This window comes from Clostridium sp. OM02-18AC, assembly GCF_003481825.1.
In the GTDB taxonomy this organism is placed as follows: Bacteria; Bacillota; Clostridia; order Lachnospirales; family Lachnospiraceae; genus Brotaphodocola.
In genome coordinates this window covers 1-20,998 of sequence record NZ_QULW01000023.1, presented here as the reverse complement: position 1 = coordinate 20,998, position 20,998 = coordinate 1, and the positions used below count along the sequence as shown (strand labels likewise).

The window sequence follows — 20,998 nt, the reverse complement described above, 5'->3', positions numbered from 1 at the left end:
GGAAAGATGAGAGAAAAAATGAAAATTCAAAGCAGAGCTGCGTTTGCAGAAGCTTTCTTTCTCCTGTTTGTTCTTTTAAAACAATTTTATATATTTCCATCGGGAGGTGTGGGGATAGCGGATGCTTGTTTGTTTGTATCTTTCTTCCTTCTGCTTTGGGATTGTTTAAAAGAGAAAAAAAATAGTTTTCGATTTCAGGAGGATCGATTGCTATATGTATTTTTATTCTTTGTGATAGCGATTAACATTTGCTATGGAATCCTCCTAAAAAAAACGGAGTTTTTTCGTTATTCAGTATTTTGGATATACAATGTGGGGGCAATTTGGGTCTTCCGAAAATTAGCGTGTTGGAATGGACAACGTTTTTTAGTTGAACTAAATTGGATAGCCAAAGGAAATATATTGTTACAGTTATTGATATATGTTTCTGGGCATGGAAGGATATTCTACGAATATTGGGGAGCCATTCGCTATCAGGGGACATTTAATGATCCGAACCAGCTGGCTGTTTTTCTGTTTTTGATGATATTATTGCAGTATTTGTACAGTTGTCAGTATCGTGATCGAACATTCCTGCTTTTTTATATTTTGGCAATTCCTGTTATAATGGCATCGAAATCAACAGGAGTGCTGCTTGGCATTTTGGTGTTTACGATATTGGTGGTTGTATATTTCTCCTATCGTGTGGCCAGCAGGCATCATAGTGCCAGAAAAATATGGCTGTTGGGAGTATTAGGTGGATTTTTGGTAATTGCATTATTTCTGTGGTGGATTTGGCCTTCAGCAGAATTTGATGTAAAGGCAATGGATTATAATGTATTGACCAGAATTCAGGAAAAACTGTGGAAAATAGCGCATGGCGGTCTTGGCGAATTGTTTTTGGACCGTGGAATGGACAAGCTGCTGATTTATCCCCAGTATCTTTTATATGGAGCAGGGGAAGGCGGTTTTGAGCGTTTCACACTGGCGGGTCAGAGTAATGAAATTCATTGCTGCCTTTTTAGTATTTTATTTTGCTACGGTATTATACCGACTGTGATTTTACTTGTTTGGTTGGTGCAGAATTTGCGTTATGCAACTGCATCAATGAAATGTGCGGCGGCGGCACTTTTGGTGGAAAGCTTTTTCTTAATCAATTACCGCCAACCGTTATTTTGGATGATACTTTTGTATGGAAGCGTGATAAAGAAAAATCAGACATTGGATGAATGCAAAGAAGAGGATTCAAAATGAAAAAAGCACTTTTGGTAACGCATGTAAGTGGATTTGTTCCGCAGTTTGAGATGAATAATGTCCGAATTCTCCAACATATGGGATATGAGGTACATTATGCAAGTAATTTCCATAATCCCTCTTACGGTGATGATAACAGCCGTTTGGAAGGAACTGGAATTGTGTGCCATCAGATCGATTTTGCCAGAAGTCCATTGAAAATCGAGAATATAATTGCATATAAACAGCTGAAACATCTGATGCAAACAATTCATTTTGAACTGGTGCATTGTCATACACCGGTAGGCGGCGTTCTGGCTCGGCTTGCAGCCCATGCAACACACACAGGACCGGTTATTTATACAGTTCATGGATTCCATTTCTATACCGGTGCACCAATTAGGAACTGGTTATTGTATTATCCGATAGAACGTTTCCTTGCCCGTTATACCGATATGCTGATCACGATCAATGAAGAAGATTATCAACGCGCAGAAACATTTTCAGCGAAGCCGGTAAGGCGGATTCATGGAGTGGGCATGTCGTTGGAAAAGAAAGATATTCTTTTAGGTGCTCAATTAACAGAACTGCGAAAAAAACTGGGATTGGAAGACTCAGATTTTATCATAGTTTCTGCCGGGGAATTGAATAAAAATAAAAATCAGATTATGGTATTGAAAGCATTGTCTGAGATGGAAACTCAGAATTATTGCTATCTTGTATGCGGAAAAGGTCCATTAAAAGAGAAATTGGAAACATATGTCAAAGAACATCAGATGCAGGACCGAGTGAGATTTCTGGGCTATCGAAAAGATTTAGAGAATATTCTGCAGTTGGCTGATTTGTTTGTGATGCCTTCAATGCGTGAGGGTATGCCTACAGCAGTGATGGAAGCGATGAAATATCAACTTCCGGTTGTGGGAACGAATATTCGGGGAAACAGAGAATTAATTGTGGAAGGAAAAACAGGTTACCTTGTCCCTCTAAATGATAGTCAGGAAATGGCGAAAAAGATTTTGGATATCATGGATCATCCCTCTTTAAAAAAGGAAATGGGGGAGCGTGCTGCGGTCAAAATAACTGAATACAGCAGTGAACTGGTAGAACAGGAAATGCTGAAAAATTATAAAGAAGTGATTGCTGCATATAAACAAGGATCAACATAACTTTTCTGAGATCAATGCAATGACAGACAATATCGGCATTGGATATGCCGATATTGCTGTTTGCATGAATCGTTGTTGATTTTATGAATTTAAATTCTGAGATTTCTTATATTTTCTTACATATGCAATTCCCATGCTGAGCAGAATCCATAAGAATGGTGTAATAATAGGCAGGTTTAAGTTTACAAAAGCCTGGAAACTATAACAGATAACGGCAAAGAAGCATCCGGCAGTATAAGAAGTAACTTCGTCTCCGTCTACGAGACTCTTTCGGAAAGTTCGGATCATATGTTGACAGCTGTTGATCAGAAAAACCAGGTAGGCGACGAGTGCGATAGGACCGATGGTCAAAAGATACTGCAAATATTCGTTGTGTGCAGTGTCAAAAATCTGGCCGGTTGTTGCAAGCATTTCTTTGAAACTGGTTTTGGTCGTAAGAATTCCAAAAGTATCAGGACCGAATCCGAACAATTTGTGGGAAAGTGGAAACTGACCGAAAAATTCTAGAGATTTCCTCCAGATAAATCCTCGCTGGGTTCCCCACTGGTCATTGAATACCAGGTAGCTGCTAAGACTTCCGTAACGTGTACCATGTCCAAGTAAGTTGGCATCGATCAGGACAAGGCATACAGCCAGGAAACAAAATGCAATAAATCCAGTCCAGACTCTGACAAATCGTTTTTCAGGATGATTGTCAGGGTTTTCTTTTTTTGTTAAGAGATACCAGATAATGCCGCTGCAAACCCATAAGCCAATAACAAGAAGCGGAAGCCCAGGTAAGTTGACCAGAACTTTAAACAGGCTTTCCGGCGGGCTGACTTTGTCTGGGATGGTCTGGCAGATAAAATCAATGCATTGAATGACTGTTGCAAAGGTAGCAATCGTGATGCAGTAACGGACGATTCCCTGCTTTTTACGGAACACAAGGAATGGCAAAAAAGCAAACAATGCGCCAAGTGCCAGATAAGCATTATCACTGCTTCCAAGAATAATTGCAAAAAACGAAATTACCATGCAAAGATAGTACCAGATGCAGAGTCCTCGTTTGGAAGTAGTGGTAAACATGGTGGTTGCCAGTCCCATAAATACTGCGGTATAAGCAGTATAAGTGTTGATATTCCCAAGTGTGGATACAAATATTACATACTGCTCCTGTTTCATATGGGTGCGGAAATGAAGCAGATCCATATAAAAAGCGTCAGAAATGCCAATCAGACATACGATCATGCTTGCTGCCAGGAAGCAATGGAACATCCAGGCTTTTGCATGCCAGAAATGACTGACCGTAAAATAAAGCGCAACGTACAGTGTCATCAGGAAAAGCCCGCTGTAGCGGCCTTCATTACCCCAGAAAGATTCATAGAAGTATTCTGACTGCAGAGTGGAGATAACAGAAGCCAGCCAGAAAATAAAAACGGCAAAGTCAGCAATGGAAAAGGTTGACTTCCAGTTGCAGGGTTTTAATTTACCAAAAAGCGCTTTTGTGTGAATGCCCTGAAATTCTTTCTGATCAATAAAAAGCATAATGAGTCCGGCGATAAGAAGGAAACCAAGCATAATGAGTACAGTAAGATAGAAACACATATACTTGGTTTCGAGAATATCAAAATAGGAATTATGCACGATAAGTGGGAATACGGTTACCAGGATCAAAAGGAAAAAACTAATGATACCATTTGTGATTGACGAGCAGGTTGCAGAAAAGCTGTCCTGCGCGAATGGAGAAATATCTTTTGTCATGTTGCCTCCTTAAAAATCATATTGAAAACAGATATTCTATTATTATAAAGGCTTTTTTGAACGAAAACAATGAGAAAATCCGATCTGGGAAAAGATTTCAGAGGAACACGTTTACTGTAACTTGCCAGATCCCAGGAAATCCTGACAGGATTACGTTTTTCTGACATTTGTATTAGCAAAGCGTTAGATAATCTTCATATTTTAGGTAGTTGTGAAGAAGCTTCTTTTATGATATGCTTTTCTATGTTAGAGAAAGCAATGATTGTTAAAATTGCTTATGCATGTAATGAATAGTTTTGCTTTGTGAGAAAACAGAACTTGATTAAGAGAATAATTTTGGAGGTAAATACTATGAAAAAGAAAGCTGTTGGAATCGCTGCAGCTGCAGCACTTATGAGTTTATCTACCGGTATGACTGCATTTGCAGCAGGTTGGGTAACCGATAGCACTCCGTATGGAGACAAACAGAAATATGTATATGATGATGGAACCTGGTCATCTGGAAACTGGTTCACAGATCCGGATACCCAGTTAGTATATTATCTGGATCCAGATGGTTATAAGATGACAGAAACTACGGTAGAAGGCTTCTGGCTGGATGCAAATGGTGTTCGTCAGGAAAAAACTGAGGAGCAGATTGAGAGAGAAAACCGAGCAAAAGCAGCAAAAGCAGCAAAACCAAACCCAGGTAAGAAAGTAGCAGCAGATAAAGTAGCAGCGATTGAAGCAAAAGAGAAGAATGCAGCAAGCAGCACAACCCGTTCCGGATATATCGCAGAGTTAAAGACAATCATTAACAATATTTCCAGAGATTTGAATAGCGCTCGTACAGACAAAACTTCCGTTCAGCTGCTGACGACAGAGAATAACCTGGAGGTAGCTCGTTACTTCCGTACCACATCTGGCGTAGACTTCTATCATTTCAGCATGTGGACCAGCAAAAAGGATAAAGATCAGACGGTAGACTTTATGTATCTGTATGACGCCGCACCGGAAACTGACCGCGAGTTATACAATACCGCTTATGAGAAAACCGTTGTAGCAGCGCTTGGTGAGACCGAGGGTAAGAAACTGACCGATTATGTTCAGAGCCAGCGTGAGCAGGGTGTGACCAGTCTTGACAGCACCGGAACCACCGATACTGGCAACAGCTACACCATGAAGTACAGAAACAACCGCATCGATATCAGCGTTGTCTGCAGTGAGGTTGTTCCGCAGGCTGAAGATGCAGCAGCTGCAGAAACGAATACCGAGAATGCTGAGGAAACTGCTCAGACTGAGACCGTTACCTCCAGCACTGTAGTAGCAGGAGCAGCAAACTAAAATAGTAGCAGCTTGGTTTAAATAATATGGAATGAAGTTGGAGAGATCTGTTTAGGTCAGGAGGAGATTCTGGGCTGGACAGGTCTCTTTTGGCTTCTAGTGTGTTTGTCGAAAATTGTAGATTTTCTACCTTATTACAATTATAATTGTCTTAAGATTATAATTTGGTAAGGGGAAAAAATATGGTTAGGATTCTTCATATTTCGGATTTGCATATTATTAAAGGAGCAGAGTGGAATAATATGCGCGCGGCACTTCTAAATGAGGTGCAGAAAAGAACTTCGGCTCTTTGTGATGGAGAAAAGTTGATAATTATCACCGGAGATTTCCATAATTTTTCTGAGAGTACTTATAAAAATGCAGAAAACTTCTTAAAAGAGTTGTTTCAAATAATGAAAATTGATCCGGCTCAGGATGTGTTTATTGTTCCGGGAAATCATGATGTCGCAAATGAAGAAGAAATGCGTATGCTTTATGGTTCAGATTCTGACTGGAAGTTGGAACAGACGGCAGCATTGTCAGGATTGAAAAGCGGAAACAGAGATTTTTTAACATGGAGGTTAAAGGCATTTACGTCGTATTGTAATTTTGCCAGAGAATTAGGAATATATCCTTCAGATTCTAAAAATGTGCCTGCTGAAGTTCATATCAGAAACTGGAGAGAAAAACTGAATATTCTACATTTGAACACTGCATTAGTGGCAGATGGAACCCAAAAAGATAATCAACAAGTGGATGCTGATACGGCAACAGATGAGAAAATTTGGAAAAAATATTTTGAAGTTTCTCTTCCAACGCTTGCAATCGGACATAATAGTTTTTTTGATTTAGCGGAAAATCAACAAACAGAACTTGAAGCGTTATTTGACAGGAAAAATGTTAGTGCATATTTATGCGGGGATCAGCATAGCACAGAAAAAAATCGAAATATGCAAATGATACGGCTGAAATCGGGACATAGGGATGTTCCGGAAATCCCCAATGTAGTTTGTATGAAAGGGGCCGCTGATAAATCAGACTCATATTCTGAATTTGGATTTTACTGGCATGTGTGGGATAATAAAACGGATAAAGTGGAACTGATTGCTCGGGAGTGGAAACGAGACGAGGAGCAGTCGGAGTTTGTCGATTTTGGACAGAAGGGTGTCTATAGCATGCGGAAGGAAGATGAACAGACAAAAAGTACATTTGAGAAAAATGCAAAGGTCTTTGATTCTGAAACCGCAAGCAGAATATCAGAAAATCACAAAAAACTTTCCGATAAACAGCACATAAAAAAAGAATACTTTGAATACTTGGCAAAAGAACTTGGAATTATACAGTTTGAGGGAATCCCAACTGATAAAGATTCGGGAAGTGTAAAGGCAGAGTTGGAAAACATTTTTGTACCACTTAGATTTACCTATGTCCTACAAGAAGATGAAGATTTGGAATTGCTAAATGAAAATTACACGATTGGTCAAATTCTTGCTCAAAATAACCGGGTAGCAATTTTGGCGAAACCAGGAGGTGGAAAAAGTACTCTGATTCGTAGAATTGCACTTGCATATGCGTATAGTGAACGGAAAATAAAAGTAGACGATGATTTGCCTGATCAAGATTAGTTCCCTGTTTATATCCGTTGTCGTGATCTTGGTGAAAATGTTCAAAACAGTATTAAAGATAATATATTTGCTATTATAAATCGCGCTGAACTTTCTCAATACAAACAGTCGTTTGTAGAATTAATTGAGGAGTCTATACAGAAAAATCAAGTTTTGCTATTGATCGATGGATTGGATGAAATATCTGATGAACAACGTAGAATACGATTTGTAGATCAGTTGCAGACTTTTGTGGAAAGATACCCACAAGTACATCTGCTTATAACATCCAGGGAAGCGGGGTTTCGTGCGGTTGCATTGAAGCTGTCTAATTATTGCAAACAATATACAATTGCAGATTTGAATAAAAAGCAAATTTATATGTTGAGTCAAAATTGGCATGAAGTACTTTTGGGTAACACAAGACAAGCGAAAGAAGATTCTGATAGTGTGTGTAAAATTATTTTGCAAGATTCCAGAATTACTGCTCTAGCGCATAATCCGCTATTATTGACTACGTTGCTTTTTGTAAAGCGTTGGATTGGCTATTTGCCAACAAAAAAATGTCAGTTATATCAGGAAATGATAAAATTATTGTTAGTATCCTGGAATGCAGCAGCTCATTCAAAAATGGAAATGGATGAAACGGAACCGCAACTTGCGTTCGTTGCTTACGAAATGACAAAAAAGGGAAAACAGACGATTCAGAAACAAGAGTTATTGCAATGCATTAATAAGGCGCGCGAGGCATTACCTGAATTGCTTCATTATACAACAGTTTCACCATCAAATTTTGTTAATCAGGTAGAAGCGAGAAGTTGCATATTGATTCAACAGGGAATGGAAAAAAATGGAAAGGGAAATCTTGTGCCATATTATGAATTCTCTCATTTAAGTTTTCAAGAATATTTGGCGGCTAAAGCAATAGCAGAAAAGTGGCTTCCAAAAGAAGAACAGGATAAATCAATGGATTTATTGATTTTGAAAGAACATATGGAGGAGACACAATGGAGAGAAGTAATACCATTGACAGCTTTTCTATTGAATCGGCAGTCCCTGCCTGCGATTCAATATTTGTTTGGTGAGTGTTCGGAAAAACCAGAATATGCATTCTCATCGGAAGAACCAGATTCAAGAAAGTCGATAGCTGCATTTCATTTAGCAAATTGTATAGCGGCAGAAATTCCATTGGTACCTGAGTTACTTGAAAAAGTGTTGTTAGCAATTATAAATTGGAGTTATGAAATTCAGTACATAGGTATGCACAAGGTTGAGGAGAATACTGACGTATTAAAAATGATTTATCATAGTGAAAAGTATGGAAAAATTTTGAAGAACCTTGTAGAAAAACAATTGTTTGAAGGTAAAGTAATTTGTAGATGTTCAAGTTTGGCGAATGTATGGCTTAAGATTTATGAGGAGCAAAATAAAAGTGTAGGACTTCAAAAAATTGCGTTACTATTACAAAAAGATACACGCAGAGAAAATGTATCTGGTATGATTTTTATGATGGATTTGGCATATAAAATATGTTATAGAAAAAAAGAAAAACGAAACATTTTAAACAAGAATGGCTAGAAACAATATTTGCACGAATTTCTGACTTACTTAATAGCGATAATGAAGAGTACATTTTCTTTGCCTCCTGGTGTGTTGCTTGGGCTGGATATAACAAAGCGGATATTATTCCTGATAGCTGTATACCAGAGATTGCAGAACGATTGATTTATTTATGGTGTAGCATGCCAAAAGATTATGATATAAGACGGCAAGTTTCCTGGGCAATCTGCACCATTAGTCAACCGAGATTGAAAGTGAAATGGAGCACAGAATTAGAAAAAGCAATTGATGCATATACAGAGTCGGAGGAAAATAAGTTTGATAAAGTGGCAGCTTTATATTTAAATCTTTTATTGGGGAGAAGTACTATGGATGAAGTAGAACAAAAAATTAAGGGAAGTGAATTGAGAAAAAATCGTTTTTGGAATGAAATGAAGGCTGAAAATAAGCATTAAATTGTTGGCTGACAAAGAAATCAAGCAGGAGAAAGATTATTTAAGATTCAAACGGTTGCCGTGGAGTTATTCTACAAAGGAATACTTCAGCAAATTAGACAATATAGACAAGAGGAGAAAGATTTATGTGCGGAATCGTAGGATACACAGGACCGGAGCAGGCGGCTCCGATTTTATTAGATGGACTTGCAAAATTGGAGTACCGTGGGTATGACTCAGCTGGTCTCGCCGTTCGGGACGGCGAATTGCCGGTTCAGGTGGTAAAGGCGAAAGGACGGCTGAAAGTGCTGGCAGAGAAGACCGATGGCGGCGCAGCCCTGCGCGGGACCTGCGGCATCGGTCATACCCGTTGGGCAACACACGGTGAGCCATCGGAAAACAATGCCCATCCCCACATTTCCGACGATGGCAATGTGACCGGTGTACATAACGGTATCATTGAAAATTATCAGGAGCTGAAAGATAAGCTGGTGCGCAAGGGTTACACATTCTATTCCTCCACCGACACCGAGGTAGCCATCAAGCTGATCGATTACTATTACAAGAAATACGAGGGCACCCCGGTCGATGCCATCAACCATGCCATGGTGCGCATCCGCGGTTCCTATGCCCTCGCGGTCATGTTCCAAGCATATCCGGGCGAGATCTACGTAGCCCGCAAAGACAGCCCGATGATCCTGGGCGTGGAAGATGGCGCTTCCTTTATCGCTTCCGATGTCCCAGCCATCTTAAAATACACAAGAAATGTCTACTACATCGGCAACATGGAAATGGCGCGCGTTCGCAAAGGCGAAATCACCTTCTACAACCTGGACGGCGAAGAAGTCCAGAAAGAGAAAAAACACATTGACTGGGATGCAGAGGCAGCCGAGAAAGGCGGCTACGAGCATTTCATGATGAAAGAGATCCACGAGCAGCCAAAAGCTGTGGCAGACACCTTAAACTCCGTCTTAAAAGACGGTTTCATCGACTTAAGCGAGGTGGGACTCACCGATGCAGACATCGAGAAGATCAGCCAGATCTACATCGTAGCCTGCGGCTCCGCGTATCACGTCGGCATGGCAGCCCAGTATGTGCTCGAAGACCTCGCACGCATCCCTGTGCGCGTGGAACTGGCATCCGAATTTCGCTACCGCCGCCCCATCCTCGACAAGAACGCCCTCGCTATCATCGTCAGCCAGTCAGGCGAAACCGCGGACAGCCTGGCGGCTCTCCGCGAGGCAAAAGAGCACGGCGTGCGGACATTGGGACTTGTCAACGTAGTGGGCTCCTCCATCGCCAGAGAGGCGGATAACGTCTTTTACACCCTGGCAGGTCCGGAAATCTCCGTAGCCACCACGAAAGCCTATAGTACGCAGCTCATCGCAGCCTACACGCTCGCAATCCAGTTTGCGAAAGTCCGCGGCGAGATCACCGAAGAGCAGTACACCGGTTACATCAAAGAACTACAGACCATTCCAGATAAGATCCGGAAGATCCTCGAAGACAAAGAACGGATCCAGTGGTTCGCAGCCAAGCAGGCCAATGCAAAAGACATCTTCTTCATCGGCCGCGGCATCGACTACGCCATCTGCCTGGAAGGCAGCCTCAAGATGAAAGAAATCAGCTACATCCACTCCGAGGCCTACGCCGCAGGCGAACTCAAACACGGCACCATCTCGCTGATCGAAGACGGTACATTAGTCATCGGCGTCCTGACCCAGCCAGACCTCTACGAAAAGACCGTCAGCAACATGGTTGAATGCAAGAGCCGCGGCGCCTATCTGATGGGCCTCACGACCTACGGCAACTACAACATGGAAGACACGGCAGACTTCGTAACCTATATCCCGAAGACCGACCCGCACTTTGCAACTTCATTGGCAGTGATTCCGCTGCAGCTGATGGGATATTATGTGTCTGTGGCGAAGGGACTGGATGTGGATAAGCCGAGGAATTTGGCGAAGTCGGTGACGGTGGAGTAAAGGAAGCAAATGCGCACTACTGCAAAACGTTTTCTTCAGCAGCCAACCACGTATAAAAAGCGGAAGCAGGATCTGGAATATTCGGCAGAGGTTTATCATTGCAGCATTCATGAACTGGAGGATCCGGGGGTGGTGTATCCGGATGTGATAGAGTGGTAGAGGGAGGATATTTTCGTTAAAAGATTTGAATGGGTTTATGTTTGGATATTAATGAATGTGGGAGAGTGGGTTATCGTTAATTGGACGATAGCCCATTTTTATTGCCATGCATTTGACGGGAGCTTTCCGTGGCAGGTTCTGTAGGGGCGTTTGATGATCGATGGTCAGATAAAATCTGTAATGCCGCTATTTAAAATACCAGGTTTTGTGGACACAATGTAGCAATATAGAAGAAAAATGGTAGTGTGACATATTGCTCTTGCAAAACTGTGAAAATAAGCCATTTTGACAAAATGAAATAGCTGATATATATTATATATTATAAATAGTGCCGTGTGACAGAAGGAGAAAGGTGTATGGGACGAGTAGAAGAAATATTAGAAGTAAAAGGACCAATGCTTTCAGGAAAATTGGCTTCCATATTGGAGCAGGAATATTCAATGAGCAATGAAGCAGCCAGGCAGGCGATTTCCAGGGCAGGGACACCGGTGCTGAAATTGAAAGTTTTTCCATTCAGCAAAAATCAGGTGTTTTGTTATTTGGAGAAACAATATGGTTCACAAAAGTATAGGAAAAATTTGTATGAATCATTAAAAAAAGAGGCATTGGCTGTTTCTGTAATTTTACATGCATTGGAAAATAGCAATTTTATAATGAAGAAGAATCTGCTCCCTGTGTATTCGAAATCTCCGGTAGAAAATACAAAGGGACATCGAAAATTTGAAAATATCATATCTGATTTAATTCAACAAGGAATCATCGGTGAAATGGAAGAATATTATGTTGTTTCTCCGATGTATAGTGGTAAAGATTATAATCTCACATATTCAAGAAGTGAAGAACAAATTACAAACATCATTGTAACAGACTTTATTTCATGGGCTACAAAATTAAACATGATAGCCTATAATTCATCTAGATTATTTCCAGAAGAGGCAATATTTGCTCATTTTCAATGGTTTGCTACAATACCAACTTATGTAACACCACTATTTGATTATAAAAAGAATAGACCGGGATTTATGGTTGTTGATGTATTGATCAAGTCAGATGCTACAGTTCAGGATATTGAATTTTTTGTTGAAAAAATCAGGATAATTCGTAATTTTAAACGTCTTCCGGCTTTTGTGCCAGTGCTGCTTCTAAATAGTGTATCGAGTGAAGCCTTACAATATTTAAAAGAAAATAAAATTATTGTGGGAATACTTTCCAATTTATTTGATAAACGATACACACAAACAATCATGAATATTTATAATGTACTCCGAAATGCCACTGCCGTAATTATGAAAGAACCAGAAAAACTGGAAGAACTGATTAGAGAAATTGCAAAAAGTGAAGGCCGCTTTAATAATGCCATGGGTGATCTGTTTGAATGTATGGTGGGACTTTTCTTTTCCAGGCTTGGTTCAAGATATATTGAGATGAACAAATTGGTTCCGAATGGAAAAGGCGGGAAATACGAAATAGACGTTTTAGTTGAACGAGATGGGAAGATGATTGCCATTGAGTGTAAAGCTTACAGAGGAGCAATTGATAAAGAATACGTCGAAAAGTGGTTATCTTCCAGAATTCCGGCTTTTAGAAGTTTTCTGGGAAGAATCTATCCTGGCAGAGAATTAGAATTTTCATTGTGGGCATTAGGTGGATTTGATAAGCAGGCAGAAGATTTATTGAAAGAACATAAGGCAAATGTAAAGAAATATCAGTTATCGTATTACGACAAGGAGGGAATATATCAGTACGCAAAAGAGCGAAATGACAACACATTGTGTGAACAGGTAAAAAAGCATTTTAAGGGATATGGAGTGGATTTGGGAAAGGAAGAGTGAGTAATTAAGGAAAAAAGGCGGCTCCGTTAGTCTGGGCATGGTGGATTTTACTGCGCTGAGACTAACGGAGCTGTTGTATTATAGAATCAATCTCAAGTGCTGTGACAAAGATATATTTAAAAAGAAAACGAAAATCTGACAATTAACGAGAATGATATGAAATAAAAAGAAAAAACAAGAACATTTTTGTTACAATAATTGTGACGATGAAAGTTTGTGGTTCATAATTTCCTTATAGTATTAGATGCGTGGAAATAAGAGAAGAACTAGTGGTATTTATTTAGAGATTGATTCTGAAGAGTAAAATTAAGAGGAGCGGCGATAATGCGATTAACGATTAAAAAATGTAATAATATTGAAACTGGAGAATTCGATATTGTTGAGGGTAGACTTAATATCAAATATGCCATTAATGGAACTGGAAAATCTACAATATCAAAAGCAATAGAAGCATTTGTGTTGGATAATCAAGAAAAAAAACGTTCATTGTTGCCGTTCAAATATTATGGCGATGAAGAAGAAAATTTACCAGAATTGATAGGCTATGATCAGTTAAAAAAAGTTTCTATTTTCAATGAAAAGTATATTGAAGATTATGTGTATCAGAAAGATGAACTAATTAAGGACAGTTTTGAAATATTTGTGAAATCTTCTGATTATGATAAACATATTAAAGAAATAGAAAAATTGTTAGGTAATATCAATGTCACATTTCAAAACCATCCAGAATTGGAAGAACTAATAAGGATCTTTCAACAGTTTATTGACGGATTTGGAAAAGCAAAAAGTGGCTATTCTGCATCAGGAGCAATTGGAAAAGGACTTGGAAAAGGTAATAAAATTGATAATATTCCTAAGGGCTTGGAGGTATATGAGCCATATTTAAAGAACAATGATAATGTCAAATGGATTAGATGGCAATTAGAGGGAAAGCATTACTTAGACATGGCAGAACAATGTCCATATTGTTCTGGCTCGATAAAAGAAACGAAAGAAACAATTTTGAAAGTAAGTGAGGAGTATGATGCAAAAGCTGTAGAACAGTTAACAAAAATGCTAGATGTTTTTAAAGAACTGCTACCGTATTTTTCGAAAGAAACAGCAGTAAGAATTAATGAAATTACAAACAATATTTCTGGAATTACGAGTGTTCAAAAAAATTATTTACTGGAAATAAAAACACAGATAGATAGCTTTATGCAGCAGTTGTATGGCTTGAAGAAGATGGGATTTCATTCTTTGAAAAATGCAGAAAAAATAGCCGATGAGTTAAAAAAATATAAAATAGATTTGTCATATTATTCGCATTTAAATTCGAAATTATCTAATGAAAAAGTGGAATTGATTAACAAAACGTTGGATGAAGTTTTGGAAAAAGCTGGTAAATTGCAAGGGGAAGTTGCCCAGCAGAAGAAACTCATTAAAACAACTATTGAAATGTATAGTACAGAAATAAACGAATTTTTACATTATGCAGGGTACAAATATCAGGTCGCAATAGAGGAAGAGGAAAATACGGCCGATTATCATTTAGTATTAAGACACATAGACGGTAATGATGCAGTTCAAACGGTAAATGAACACTTAAGTTATGGAGAGAAAAATGCATTTGCCTTAGTATTATTTATGTATAGTACTTTAAAAGATAATCCGGATTTAATTGTTTTAGATGATCCGATTTCTTCATTTGATGGGAATAAAAAGTTTGCTATCATAAATATGCTTTTTATGGGGAAGCATAGTTTGAAAAATCGGACAGTATTATTGTTAACACATGAATTTAATACTGTAATTGATGCAATTTACAATATGCCGTATAATTTTAATCCAACCCCTAAAGCTACGTTTTTGACAACAAAACGAGGTATATTGAAAGAAAAGGAAATTACAAAAGCAGATATAAAATCATTTGGAGAGATTGCGTACACGAATATAACTTCAGATATGGATTCGCTTAATAAATTAGTGTATTTACGAAGATTATTGGAAATCAAAAATAGCACTGATTTGACATGGCAGTTACTGTCCAACATTTTTCATAAACGAGAAAAACCAGAGTATCATTTTTCAGATGGAACCTCACCTCGATTGATGACGAATGAAGAAATACAAGAGGCAACTAACGAAATACGAAGAGTCTATATTTCAGATTTTGATTATGACACGGAGTATCGAAAGACGCAAAATGTTACGGTACTGAGAGAACTGTATCAAAATAGCAAAAGCAATTATGAAAAATTACAAATATACCGGATTATGTTTAATGAAAATAATTCAAACAGCGTAATCAAAAAATTTGTAAATGAAACATTTCATATTGAAAATGATTATTTATTCCAGTTAAATCCGTGTGAATATGATACGGTACCACAATATATCATTGATGAGTGTGATAAAGATATTCAGAAAATGACACAGAGTTAAAAAACAAATTCTGTTGTAACTGGACGAAAAACTTAACTTTACGGATAAAAGGAAGTATGATATGACATATAAAGTTTTTTTGGCATGGCAGAGTGAATTGTATGATACACAAAAGTATATTAAAGGTCAATTAAGAAAAGTGAAGAATATGTTTGCTGAGAAAGGCGATAATTTAGATATTATTTTTTATCCAGCGCAGAATGAAGCAGGTTCACCAAGTATTCCTGATCTTATTATAGAACAAATTAAAGAAAGTGATGTTTTTATAGCTGATTTATCTACAGTTGCAAATTTAGAAAGTGGGAAAGAACTTTCTAATGCAAATGTAATGTTTGAATTAGGGGTTGCAAGAGCTTATCTTGGAGAAAATCGTATAATAATATTAGTGGATAAAGACGTTACTAATATAGAAAAATTGGCTTTCGATATCAACCACAGTAGAATAACATCATTTGATAAAGCTGATCAAAGTTTTTATAAAAATTTGTGTGAATATATTATAAAAGCTATAAATTATGCAAAAAACCAAAGAAATATATTAAATTATTCTATGAATACAATATTATCCCATTTATTGATTATTTATAATAATTGTTTCCGATTATTGAGCGGTTATGATGAAACTATTGAAATTAGGCAGGTATCAGACTCGCTTATAAATAGTATGAAAAATAAAATTTTTTGGGCTATTCAAATATATAATAATTTTGAACCAATGTTATTTAGTATGAATGAAAATATGAGGCAAGTTGTTAATTCTGATATTTTTGATCAGAATTACAAAATGAAGTTAATTGATTTGATGAAAGCAATAGAACATTATTGTTTTGTTTTTCAAAAGAATAGTGCTAGTTTTTTTTCTCAAGTTGAGAATGAGAGTATCTTAAATTACTTAATGGACTCGTGTGGAACATTTTTAAAAGTAGCTGTGTCAGACGATGAAATTGATAAATCAGTGTTTTTTAGGGATAACACATATTTGTTCTCATCTCCCAATATGCCTATATGCGACTGTTTTGATAAAAGAAGTATTAAAGAATACTTATCAGTGATGAAGGAAAGTAATGTAAAAATGCCTAATGGGCTTGTTACTAAAATTAAAGATCATAAATATATTTTATGTGATCGATTTTATAAGTTAAATGCTGATTCGGCGGAGATATTTACGGAACTTTTAGTGAAGATTATATTACTCATAGAGAGCATACTACAGGAATTAGGGCTGGTAATAAGAATGGAAGAAGATGGAAAAAAACAAAATTATTTTTCGTTTCACAGGAAATGACTCTAGTGCTCAGCAGACGATGAAATTTACTTTTGAAATTTTCATACTTTTAATGTTGCTGACTTGAAATTTTAAATTCCAGTGCACGGGTAAATTCCACCAGACATTAAAATCCTTTGATTTTATCGAATTATAATGAGCAAAATCTATGGATAACTGCTATAATTAAGCTGACTTCCCATAAAAAATCTGAGTTTATGACATGGAAAAGAGACCTCTGGATATTTGGTGTGCAAGGCTAAATTCCACAGGCCACATCTAAAAAATGTGAATTGCTAAGTTCCAGTCTGACAGCAGATTTTTATGCTAAGTTAGTGGTTAAAGCGAATCAGCTTAGGTGTCAGATTGACCTCGTCGGGTGGAATCGGCTTAAGCTGAAGTGCTTTTAAAATGTCAATGCCGTAGTTTTCGAGCGCAGCATCATAAGGAGTGCGGCCACCCAGGATTTCTCTGGGAGTGGAGTTGATATGATCCACAATGGTTCTCAGATCCCATTGAGTGAGAAATTCAAAGCTGGTTTTTTTGGGCAGAACCATGCGGAGCATAGTGTGTGCCTGCTCAATACCGCCTTTTTGTCCGCTTCTCATAGGATCGCAGAAATAGATACTTGAACGGATAATGGCATCAATCCCTGTTTCTAAAGAATCAGGATCGCCGAACTCTGATCCGCGGTCCGTTAGAATCGTGTTAAATAAAGTGAGAAAATCATAGGTACCCAGTTGATGTTCCAACTTGTCAAAAATAAGCCGCACAGCGCCCTTAGTACAGCGGTTCATAATGAAAGCCAGGAATAACTTCTCACGAGTCAAAAAGAAGGTGAGAATGACACGTTTGGATTCCTGCGAAGAATGGACGGTATCCATTTCGGCGAAATGATCAAGTTCCAGTTTTTGAAAATCTGAAAACATACGGCCTTGAAAAACAGTACGGTCTTTGATCTGAGTTTTATGAACTTTGCGAGGTTTGAACTTTACCTTGCGCTTCAAATCAACATTTCTTGCCGTAAGGACACCATCATTGAGGTAGGAGTAAAGTGTTCTTACTGACATATCCAACTCAGGATGGTTTGTAATGATCTGATAGGGCGATTGTCCCTGATAAATAAGAGGTGTAATGAGCATGTCCTTTTGACGCAGTTCATGCTTTGTCATGTTTATACCAGACCTGGACGAAGACAGACCTTCCTTGTATTTGCGGTCTACAAAGACAGCATTGTAACGCTACTTGTGAGCAATAGAACAATGATTGATGGCTTTTGGACATCCATTGCAGACGTAAGGAGCCTTATCAAGACGGTTACACTGTTCTTTAACGAAATCGGGGCAGGTTTGGTTACAGGTTGGACAGGAAGTACACTTAATGTTGCAGAGTATGATTTTTCTGCATACATTTGTTTTTCTGCAGTGGTATCTGTGAATGCAGAAGTTGCGAGCGTTAAGGAAGGATCCTTTATGATACCAATCGGTTACACGGTGGAGCTTCACTTCCTTCGAAATGGTAGTAGGATCCTTGCATAAGAACCGGGCGATATCTTTAAAGGAGCAGCCATTGTTCAGGGAACGCTCAATGTATTTACGGTCTTCAAGGGAAAGATGTTTCTGGTTACCAGGAATATATTTTCTCATGGAGATCTCCTTCTACTGCTGTCAGAAGGTCTCCATGAGCATAGCACGAATATATGAAAGATTAAACTCTACTCATGCAGGAGTGAATTCCACCGCATAAGCGGGCGGTGGAATTTACTTTTGAAAGTTTCAGGCGTGATATAAGTTGCAGAAAAATTGCATCCTGCTGTCAATATTAATATAATTTTCATAGTGACCGCGCGAGAAAGATACTGGTTTAAGCTGTATTCCGATTAATTGACCGCTTGGAGTATAGAAATAAAAATCAATAAAATAAAAAATATCCTAGTTTTCTGAAGCTTCTTGTATATTGGGGTTTACTATATTCCGTAGGATATGTAAAGCGATTTTTTCTTTGTTGTAGCCAGAAAAAGTACGTTTGAACATTACATCGCAGATGTAAGCGTATGCTTCTTCAGGTGTAATTTGATATTTTTTTCGGAATGCTGTTTGTGAAGTCGCTAGCAAGTTGTTCAAGAGCGTGCGGGGAAAGGATATTTGCAAGATACCAGTCTTTCCAGTCTCTCATTGTAGCTGGTTTAACTTCTTTGATCATGCGCATCATGGGTCCTATACGATCTACATGATTAAAACCTCCCTTATTATAATACTGATTTAATATAGCTTCATGTGTGACAAGTGTGTTTTGAATGTTCATATAAGTGCCTCCATTTTTGTTTTTTGTTTCATTCATAATATGGAGGATGAATCGGAGCATAAAATTCTAGCATGAATATGTGATTGGAAAAAGATTGTTGATTTTAGGCTGATGCTATAGGTGTGGGGGATGTATTAAAAGATGTAATGGAAGTTATTGCGCTTTCATTTGTAAATATCCAATAAGTCAAAGTTTTAAAGTAAAGGTCAATGCAGTTCTGCTTTATCGTCTGGAGCAGGAATTCATCCGATATGGTCTTCTCATAACCAGACAGAACATGGCAAACTGGATGATCTGGTTAGGAGAAGAATACCTTTCTGTACTGTATGATCATCTTTAAGTGCTGCTTTATGATTACCATGTCATTCAGGCAGATGAAACACCTGTTCTTGCAAATCGGGATGGACGCAGACGTTTTGATGAAGCACTCGCCGTAGTACCAACAGTCTTTGGTTAGAGTGAAGTTCGCTCGGCAGCTCTGCTGCTTTTTTATACTCAGGAGGTTCATATGCAAGAAACATCCCCTATCATGGGCTATATTATGTATCTGGAAAAGGAATACCCGTTCTTGTTTGAGGAGGGAGTTCTGCACTTATTTCCGCCCACCAGGCAGGAGTGGAGAGAGCGGCGTGGGAGTCTTTTTAAAGATTTGGAGAAATTTAAGACGCTGCATCAGAAGCAGGAGTGGATTGGCCATTCTCTGCTGAAGGGGCGGACACATGATGGCTCCTGCATTGTGTTTTGTGTTTCTAACAGCTCGTCAAATGATAATGGATTTGAGAGCTTTTCGGTTGATTATTACTTTAAATATAATGGAGCTTTTCTGGACGAGGAAACGATTTATGGGTTTTCGGTGACGGGGCGTGAGGTTGATTATTTTTATAACCCAAGGCGTGCGTTTGCTATGGACTCGGTGTGTGATGAGTCGGGTAATTCAAGGACGGGAGTGTATGCGGGACAAACAAAGTCGGATACTGCGGGGAGTTATTGGTATAAGAATACAGAAATTACAGTTTCGTTTCATGCAATTCCGACGATTCATTTTCGCTCGGAGACGCCTTTATCTGCGCGCAGCAGGATGATCTTTTCTTTTTCCAGACCGCAGAATCTGGGGTTTCTGATTGATGTGTATGAGCATTGTCTCAGATTTTTCTATTATGTTTGTTATCGGGTGAATGTGAAACTGGCTGCCCTGAATGTGTATGGTATGCGGGAGGGCCAAATTTCATGCGAGGGAGTGGTGGCTTTTTATGGGAAAGAGCATACGGAGGAGCCTGATCTGGAAAAGGCCCGGGAAATCATTACTTACGATGATCTGGAGGGGAAAATGGTGGAGTTATTTCCTCCGCTTGCGCAGAATCAGATCTATCTGGAGCATTTATGTTCTTCGGTTGCGGCCAGGTCTTCGTGGGGGATTAACCGGATCATATTGATGTTTGTGGCATTTGAGCGGGAGTTTCGAAATCTGTATGATGATACGGTCACACGTTCAGAGGCATATGTTGAAGTGCGGGAAGAAGTGCTGAAGTATCTGAAAAACCGGAAGGAACAATACACAGGGAAGAAGAAAAAATACGTTGGTGAAATAGAGCGGACTTTAAGCAAAACAGAGAATAAATATGCGGACCGGATGGAGAAAGCTATGCGTGATTGTGAGGAAATTCTCCGGCCTTTTCTGAAATATTACTACCGGGATTATCAGTCAGATATGATCGAGGATATTTGTGACAGAATGAATCAGCTGCGGAATGATTCTGCGCATGGAAATATTGACCTGAGAATTGACCCGGTTCATATATCGGATTTTGCGATTTTGGAGAGTCTGGTTTATGCCATGCGCTTGAAGGCGATTGGTGTGGAAACAAGAAAGATACAGGTGTGTCTTAAGACGTTAAAGGGCAATCGGCGGATATGTACGGAATGAAAGTTTGGTGACATTTAAAAGGTGATATGGAGACCGTTTCAAGTTTTGTGTAAATTCAAAAAACTGATATAAGATATGTCATTAGTTA

General features: G+C 38.6%; 16 protein-coding genes and 1 pseudogene. 13 read left to right on the top strand and 4 right to left on the bottom strand.

Annotation, left to right across the window (positions count from 1 at the left end):
* The first annotated feature begins 6 nt into the window (after positions 1 to 6).
* Both DXB18_RS14225 and DXB18_RS14220 read left to right on the top strand, forming a co-directional pair.
* Positions 7 to 1,233 carry a hypothetical protein gene (locus tag DXB18_RS14225; RefSeq protein ID WP_118708523.1) on the top strand — a complete coding sequence of 409 codons (1,227 nt, stop codon included), beginning with the start codon at positions 7 to 9 and terminating at the stop codon, positions 1,231 to 1,233.
* Complete coding sequence (locus DXB18_RS14220) at positions 1,230 to 2,378, top strand: glycosyltransferase family 4 protein (protein ID WP_182430596.1); 1,149 nt, start codon at positions 1,230 to 1,232, stop codon at positions 2,376 to 2,378. The genes DXB18_RS14225 and DXB18_RS14220 overlap by 4 nt, the downstream gene beginning before the upstream one ends.
* Positions 2,379 to 2,459: 81 nt before the next feature.
* Here DXB18_RS14220 and DXB18_RS14215 read toward each other — a convergent pair whose 3' ends face one another.
* Positions 2,460 to 4,118 (bottom strand): O-antigen ligase family protein, encoded by a 1,659-nt coding sequence (locus DXB18_RS14215; protein ID WP_118708519.1) that lies wholly within the window; start codon positions 4,116 to 4,118, stop codon positions 2,460 to 2,462.
* Positions 4,119 to 4,469: 351 nt separating this feature from the next.
* On the opposite strand from DXB18_RS14215, the gene DXB18_RS14210 reads away from it, so the two are divergent.
* From DXB18_RS14210 to DXB18_RS14175, 9 genes are all read left to right on the top strand, one after another.
* The gene (locus DXB18_RS14210) at positions 4,470 to 5,441 is read left to right on the top strand and encodes a hypothetical protein (protein ID WP_118708517.1); all 972 of its coding nucleotides are present in this window, start codon (positions 4,470 to 4,472) and stop codon (positions 5,439 to 5,441) included.
* A gap of 182 nt (positions 5,442 to 5,623) precedes the next feature.
* Complete coding sequence (locus DXB18_RS14205) at positions 5,624 to 7,045, top strand: metallophosphoesterase (RefSeq protein ID WP_118708515.1); 1,422 nt, start codon at positions 5,624 to 5,626, stop codon at positions 7,043 to 7,045.
* A gap of 12 nt (positions 7,046 to 7,057) precedes the next feature.
* Positions 7,058 to 8,602 (top strand): NACHT domain-containing protein, encoded by a 1,545-nt coding sequence (locus DXB18_RS14200; RefSeq protein ID WP_118708513.1) that lies wholly within the window; start codon positions 7,058 to 7,060, stop codon positions 8,600 to 8,602.
* 164 nt (positions 8,603 to 8,766) lie between these two features.
* Positions 8,767 to 9,039 (top strand): hypothetical protein, encoded by a 273-nt coding sequence (locus tag DXB18_RS14195; protein ID WP_118708511.1) that lies wholly within the window; start codon positions 8,767 to 8,769, stop codon positions 9,037 to 9,039.
* 125 nt (positions 9,040 to 9,164) lie between these two features.
* Positions 9,165 to 11,003: a glutamine--fructose-6-phosphate transaminase (isomerizing) gene (gene glmS, locus DXB18_RS14190; protein ID WP_118708509.1), complete on the top strand. Its 1,839-nt coding sequence runs from the start codon at positions 9,165 to 9,167 to the stop codon at positions 11,001 to 11,003.
* A gap of 9 nt (positions 11,004 to 11,012) precedes the next feature.
* Positions 11,013 to 11,162, top strand: coding sequence for a hypothetical protein (locus DXB18_RS16255; RefSeq protein ID WP_182430594.1), 150 nt, complete (start codon positions 11,013 to 11,015; stop codon positions 11,160 to 11,162).
* 356 nt (positions 11,163 to 11,518) lie between these two features.
* Entirely contained in the window at positions 11,519 to 12,994 is a 1,476-nt protein-coding gene (locus DXB18_RS14185; RefSeq protein WP_118708507.1) for a restriction endonuclease, read from the top strand.
* A 324-nt stretch (positions 12,995 to 13,318) separates the two neighbouring features.
* A complete protein-coding gene (locus DXB18_RS14180; RefSeq protein ID WP_118708505.1) occupies positions 13,319 to 15,418 on the top strand; it encodes an AAA family ATPase in 2,100 nt (699 codons plus the stop codon).
* 61 nt (positions 15,419 to 15,479) lie between these two features.
* Entirely contained in the window at positions 15,480 to 16,703 is a 1,224-nt protein-coding gene (locus DXB18_RS14175) for a hypothetical protein (RefSeq protein WP_118708503.1), read from the top strand.
* 311 nt (positions 16,704 to 17,014) lie between these two features.
* Here the strand turns inward: DXB18_RS14175 and DXB18_RS14170 are convergent, their stop codons facing one another.
* Positions 17,015 to 17,854, bottom strand: coding sequence for an IS30 family transposase (locus DXB18_RS14170; protein WP_118708501.1), 840 nt, complete (start codon positions 17,852 to 17,854; stop codon positions 17,015 to 17,017).
* A gap of 90 nt (positions 17,855 to 17,944) precedes the next feature.
* Between DXB18_RS14170 and DXB18_RS16625 the strand changes: the two genes are divergently transcribed.
* Positions 17,945 to 18,220 carry a hypothetical protein gene (locus DXB18_RS16625; protein WP_243103518.1) on the top strand — a complete coding sequence of 92 codons (276 nt, stop codon included), beginning with the start codon at positions 17,945 to 17,947 and terminating at the stop codon, positions 18,218 to 18,220.
* 19 nt (positions 18,221 to 18,239) lie between these two features.
* On the opposite strand, the pseudogene DXB18_RS16620 reads toward DXB18_RS16625, so the two are convergent.
* Together DXB18_RS16620 and DXB18_RS14160 are read right to left on the bottom strand one after the other, a co-directional pair.
* Positions 18,240 to 18,328, bottom strand: a pseudogene (locus DXB18_RS16620) (hypothetical protein); the annotation flags it as partial.
* A 415-nt stretch (positions 18,329 to 18,743) separates the two neighbouring features.
* A complete protein-coding gene (locus tag DXB18_RS14160) occupies positions 18,744 to 19,022 on the bottom strand; it encodes an MjaI family restriction endonuclease (protein WP_207665792.1) in 279 nt (92 codons plus the stop codon).
* Between the two features lie 472 nt (positions 19,023 to 19,494).
* Between DXB18_RS14160 and DXB18_RS14150 the strand changes: the two genes are divergently transcribed.
* Positions 19,495 to 20,910, top strand: a complete 1,416-nt coding sequence (locus DXB18_RS14150) for a hypothetical protein (protein WP_118708497.1) — start codon at positions 19,495 to 19,497, stop codon at positions 20,908 to 20,910.
* Positions 20,911 to 20,998: the final 88 nt, after the last annotated feature.

Coding starts and splice junctions, on each gene's coding strand:
- DXB18_RS14225 (WP_118708523.1), top strand. CDS start 7: ATGAGAGAAAAAATGAAAATTCAAAGCAGAGCTGCGTTTGCAGAAGCT.
- DXB18_RS14220 (WP_182430596.1), top strand. CDS start 1,230: ATGAAAAAAGCACTTTTGGTAACGCATGTAAGTGGATTTGTTCCGCAG.
- DXB18_RS14215 (WP_118708519.1), bottom strand. CDS start 4,118: ATGACAAAAGATATTTCTCCATTCGCGCAGGACAGCTTTTCTGCAACC.
- DXB18_RS14210 (WP_118708517.1), top strand. CDS start 4,470: ATGAAAAAGAAAGCTGTTGGAATCGCTGCAGCTGCAGCACTTATGAGT.
- DXB18_RS14205 (WP_118708515.1), top strand. CDS start 5,624: ATGGTTAGGATTCTTCATATTTCGGATTTGCATATTATTAAAGGAGCA.
- DXB18_RS14195 (WP_118708511.1), top strand. CDS start 8,767: ATGCCAAAAGATTATGATATAAGACGGCAAGTTTCCTGGGCAATCTGC.
- glmS (WP_118708509.1), top strand. CDS start 9,165: ATGTGCGGAATCGTAGGATACACAGGACCGGAGCAGGCGGCTCCGATT.
- DXB18_RS16255 (WP_182430594.1), top strand. CDS start 11,013: ATGCGCACTACTGCAAAACGTTTTCTTCAGCAGCCAACCACGTATAAA.
- DXB18_RS14185 (WP_118708507.1), top strand. CDS start 11,519: ATGGGACGAGTAGAAGAAATATTAGAAGTAAAAGGACCAATGCTTTCA.
- DXB18_RS14180 (WP_118708505.1), top strand. CDS start 13,319: ATGCGATTAACGATTAAAAAATGTAATAATATTGAAACTGGAGAATTC.
- DXB18_RS14175 (WP_118708503.1), top strand. CDS start 15,480: ATGACATATAAAGTTTTTTTGGCATGGCAGAGTGAATTGTATGATACA.
- DXB18_RS14170 (WP_118708501.1), bottom strand. CDS start 17,854: ATGACAAAGCATGAACTGCGTCAAAAGGACATGCTCATTACACCTCTT.
- DXB18_RS16625 (WP_243103518.1), top strand. CDS start 17,945: ATGATTGATGGCTTTTGGACATCCATTGCAGACGTAAGGAGCCTTATC.
- DXB18_RS14160 (WP_207665792.1), bottom strand. CDS start 19,022: ATGAATGAAACAAAAAACAAAAATGGAGGCACTTATATGAACATTCAA.
- DXB18_RS14150 (WP_118708497.1), top strand. CDS start 19,495: ATGCAAGAAACATCCCCTATCATGGGCTATATTATGTATCTGGAAAAG.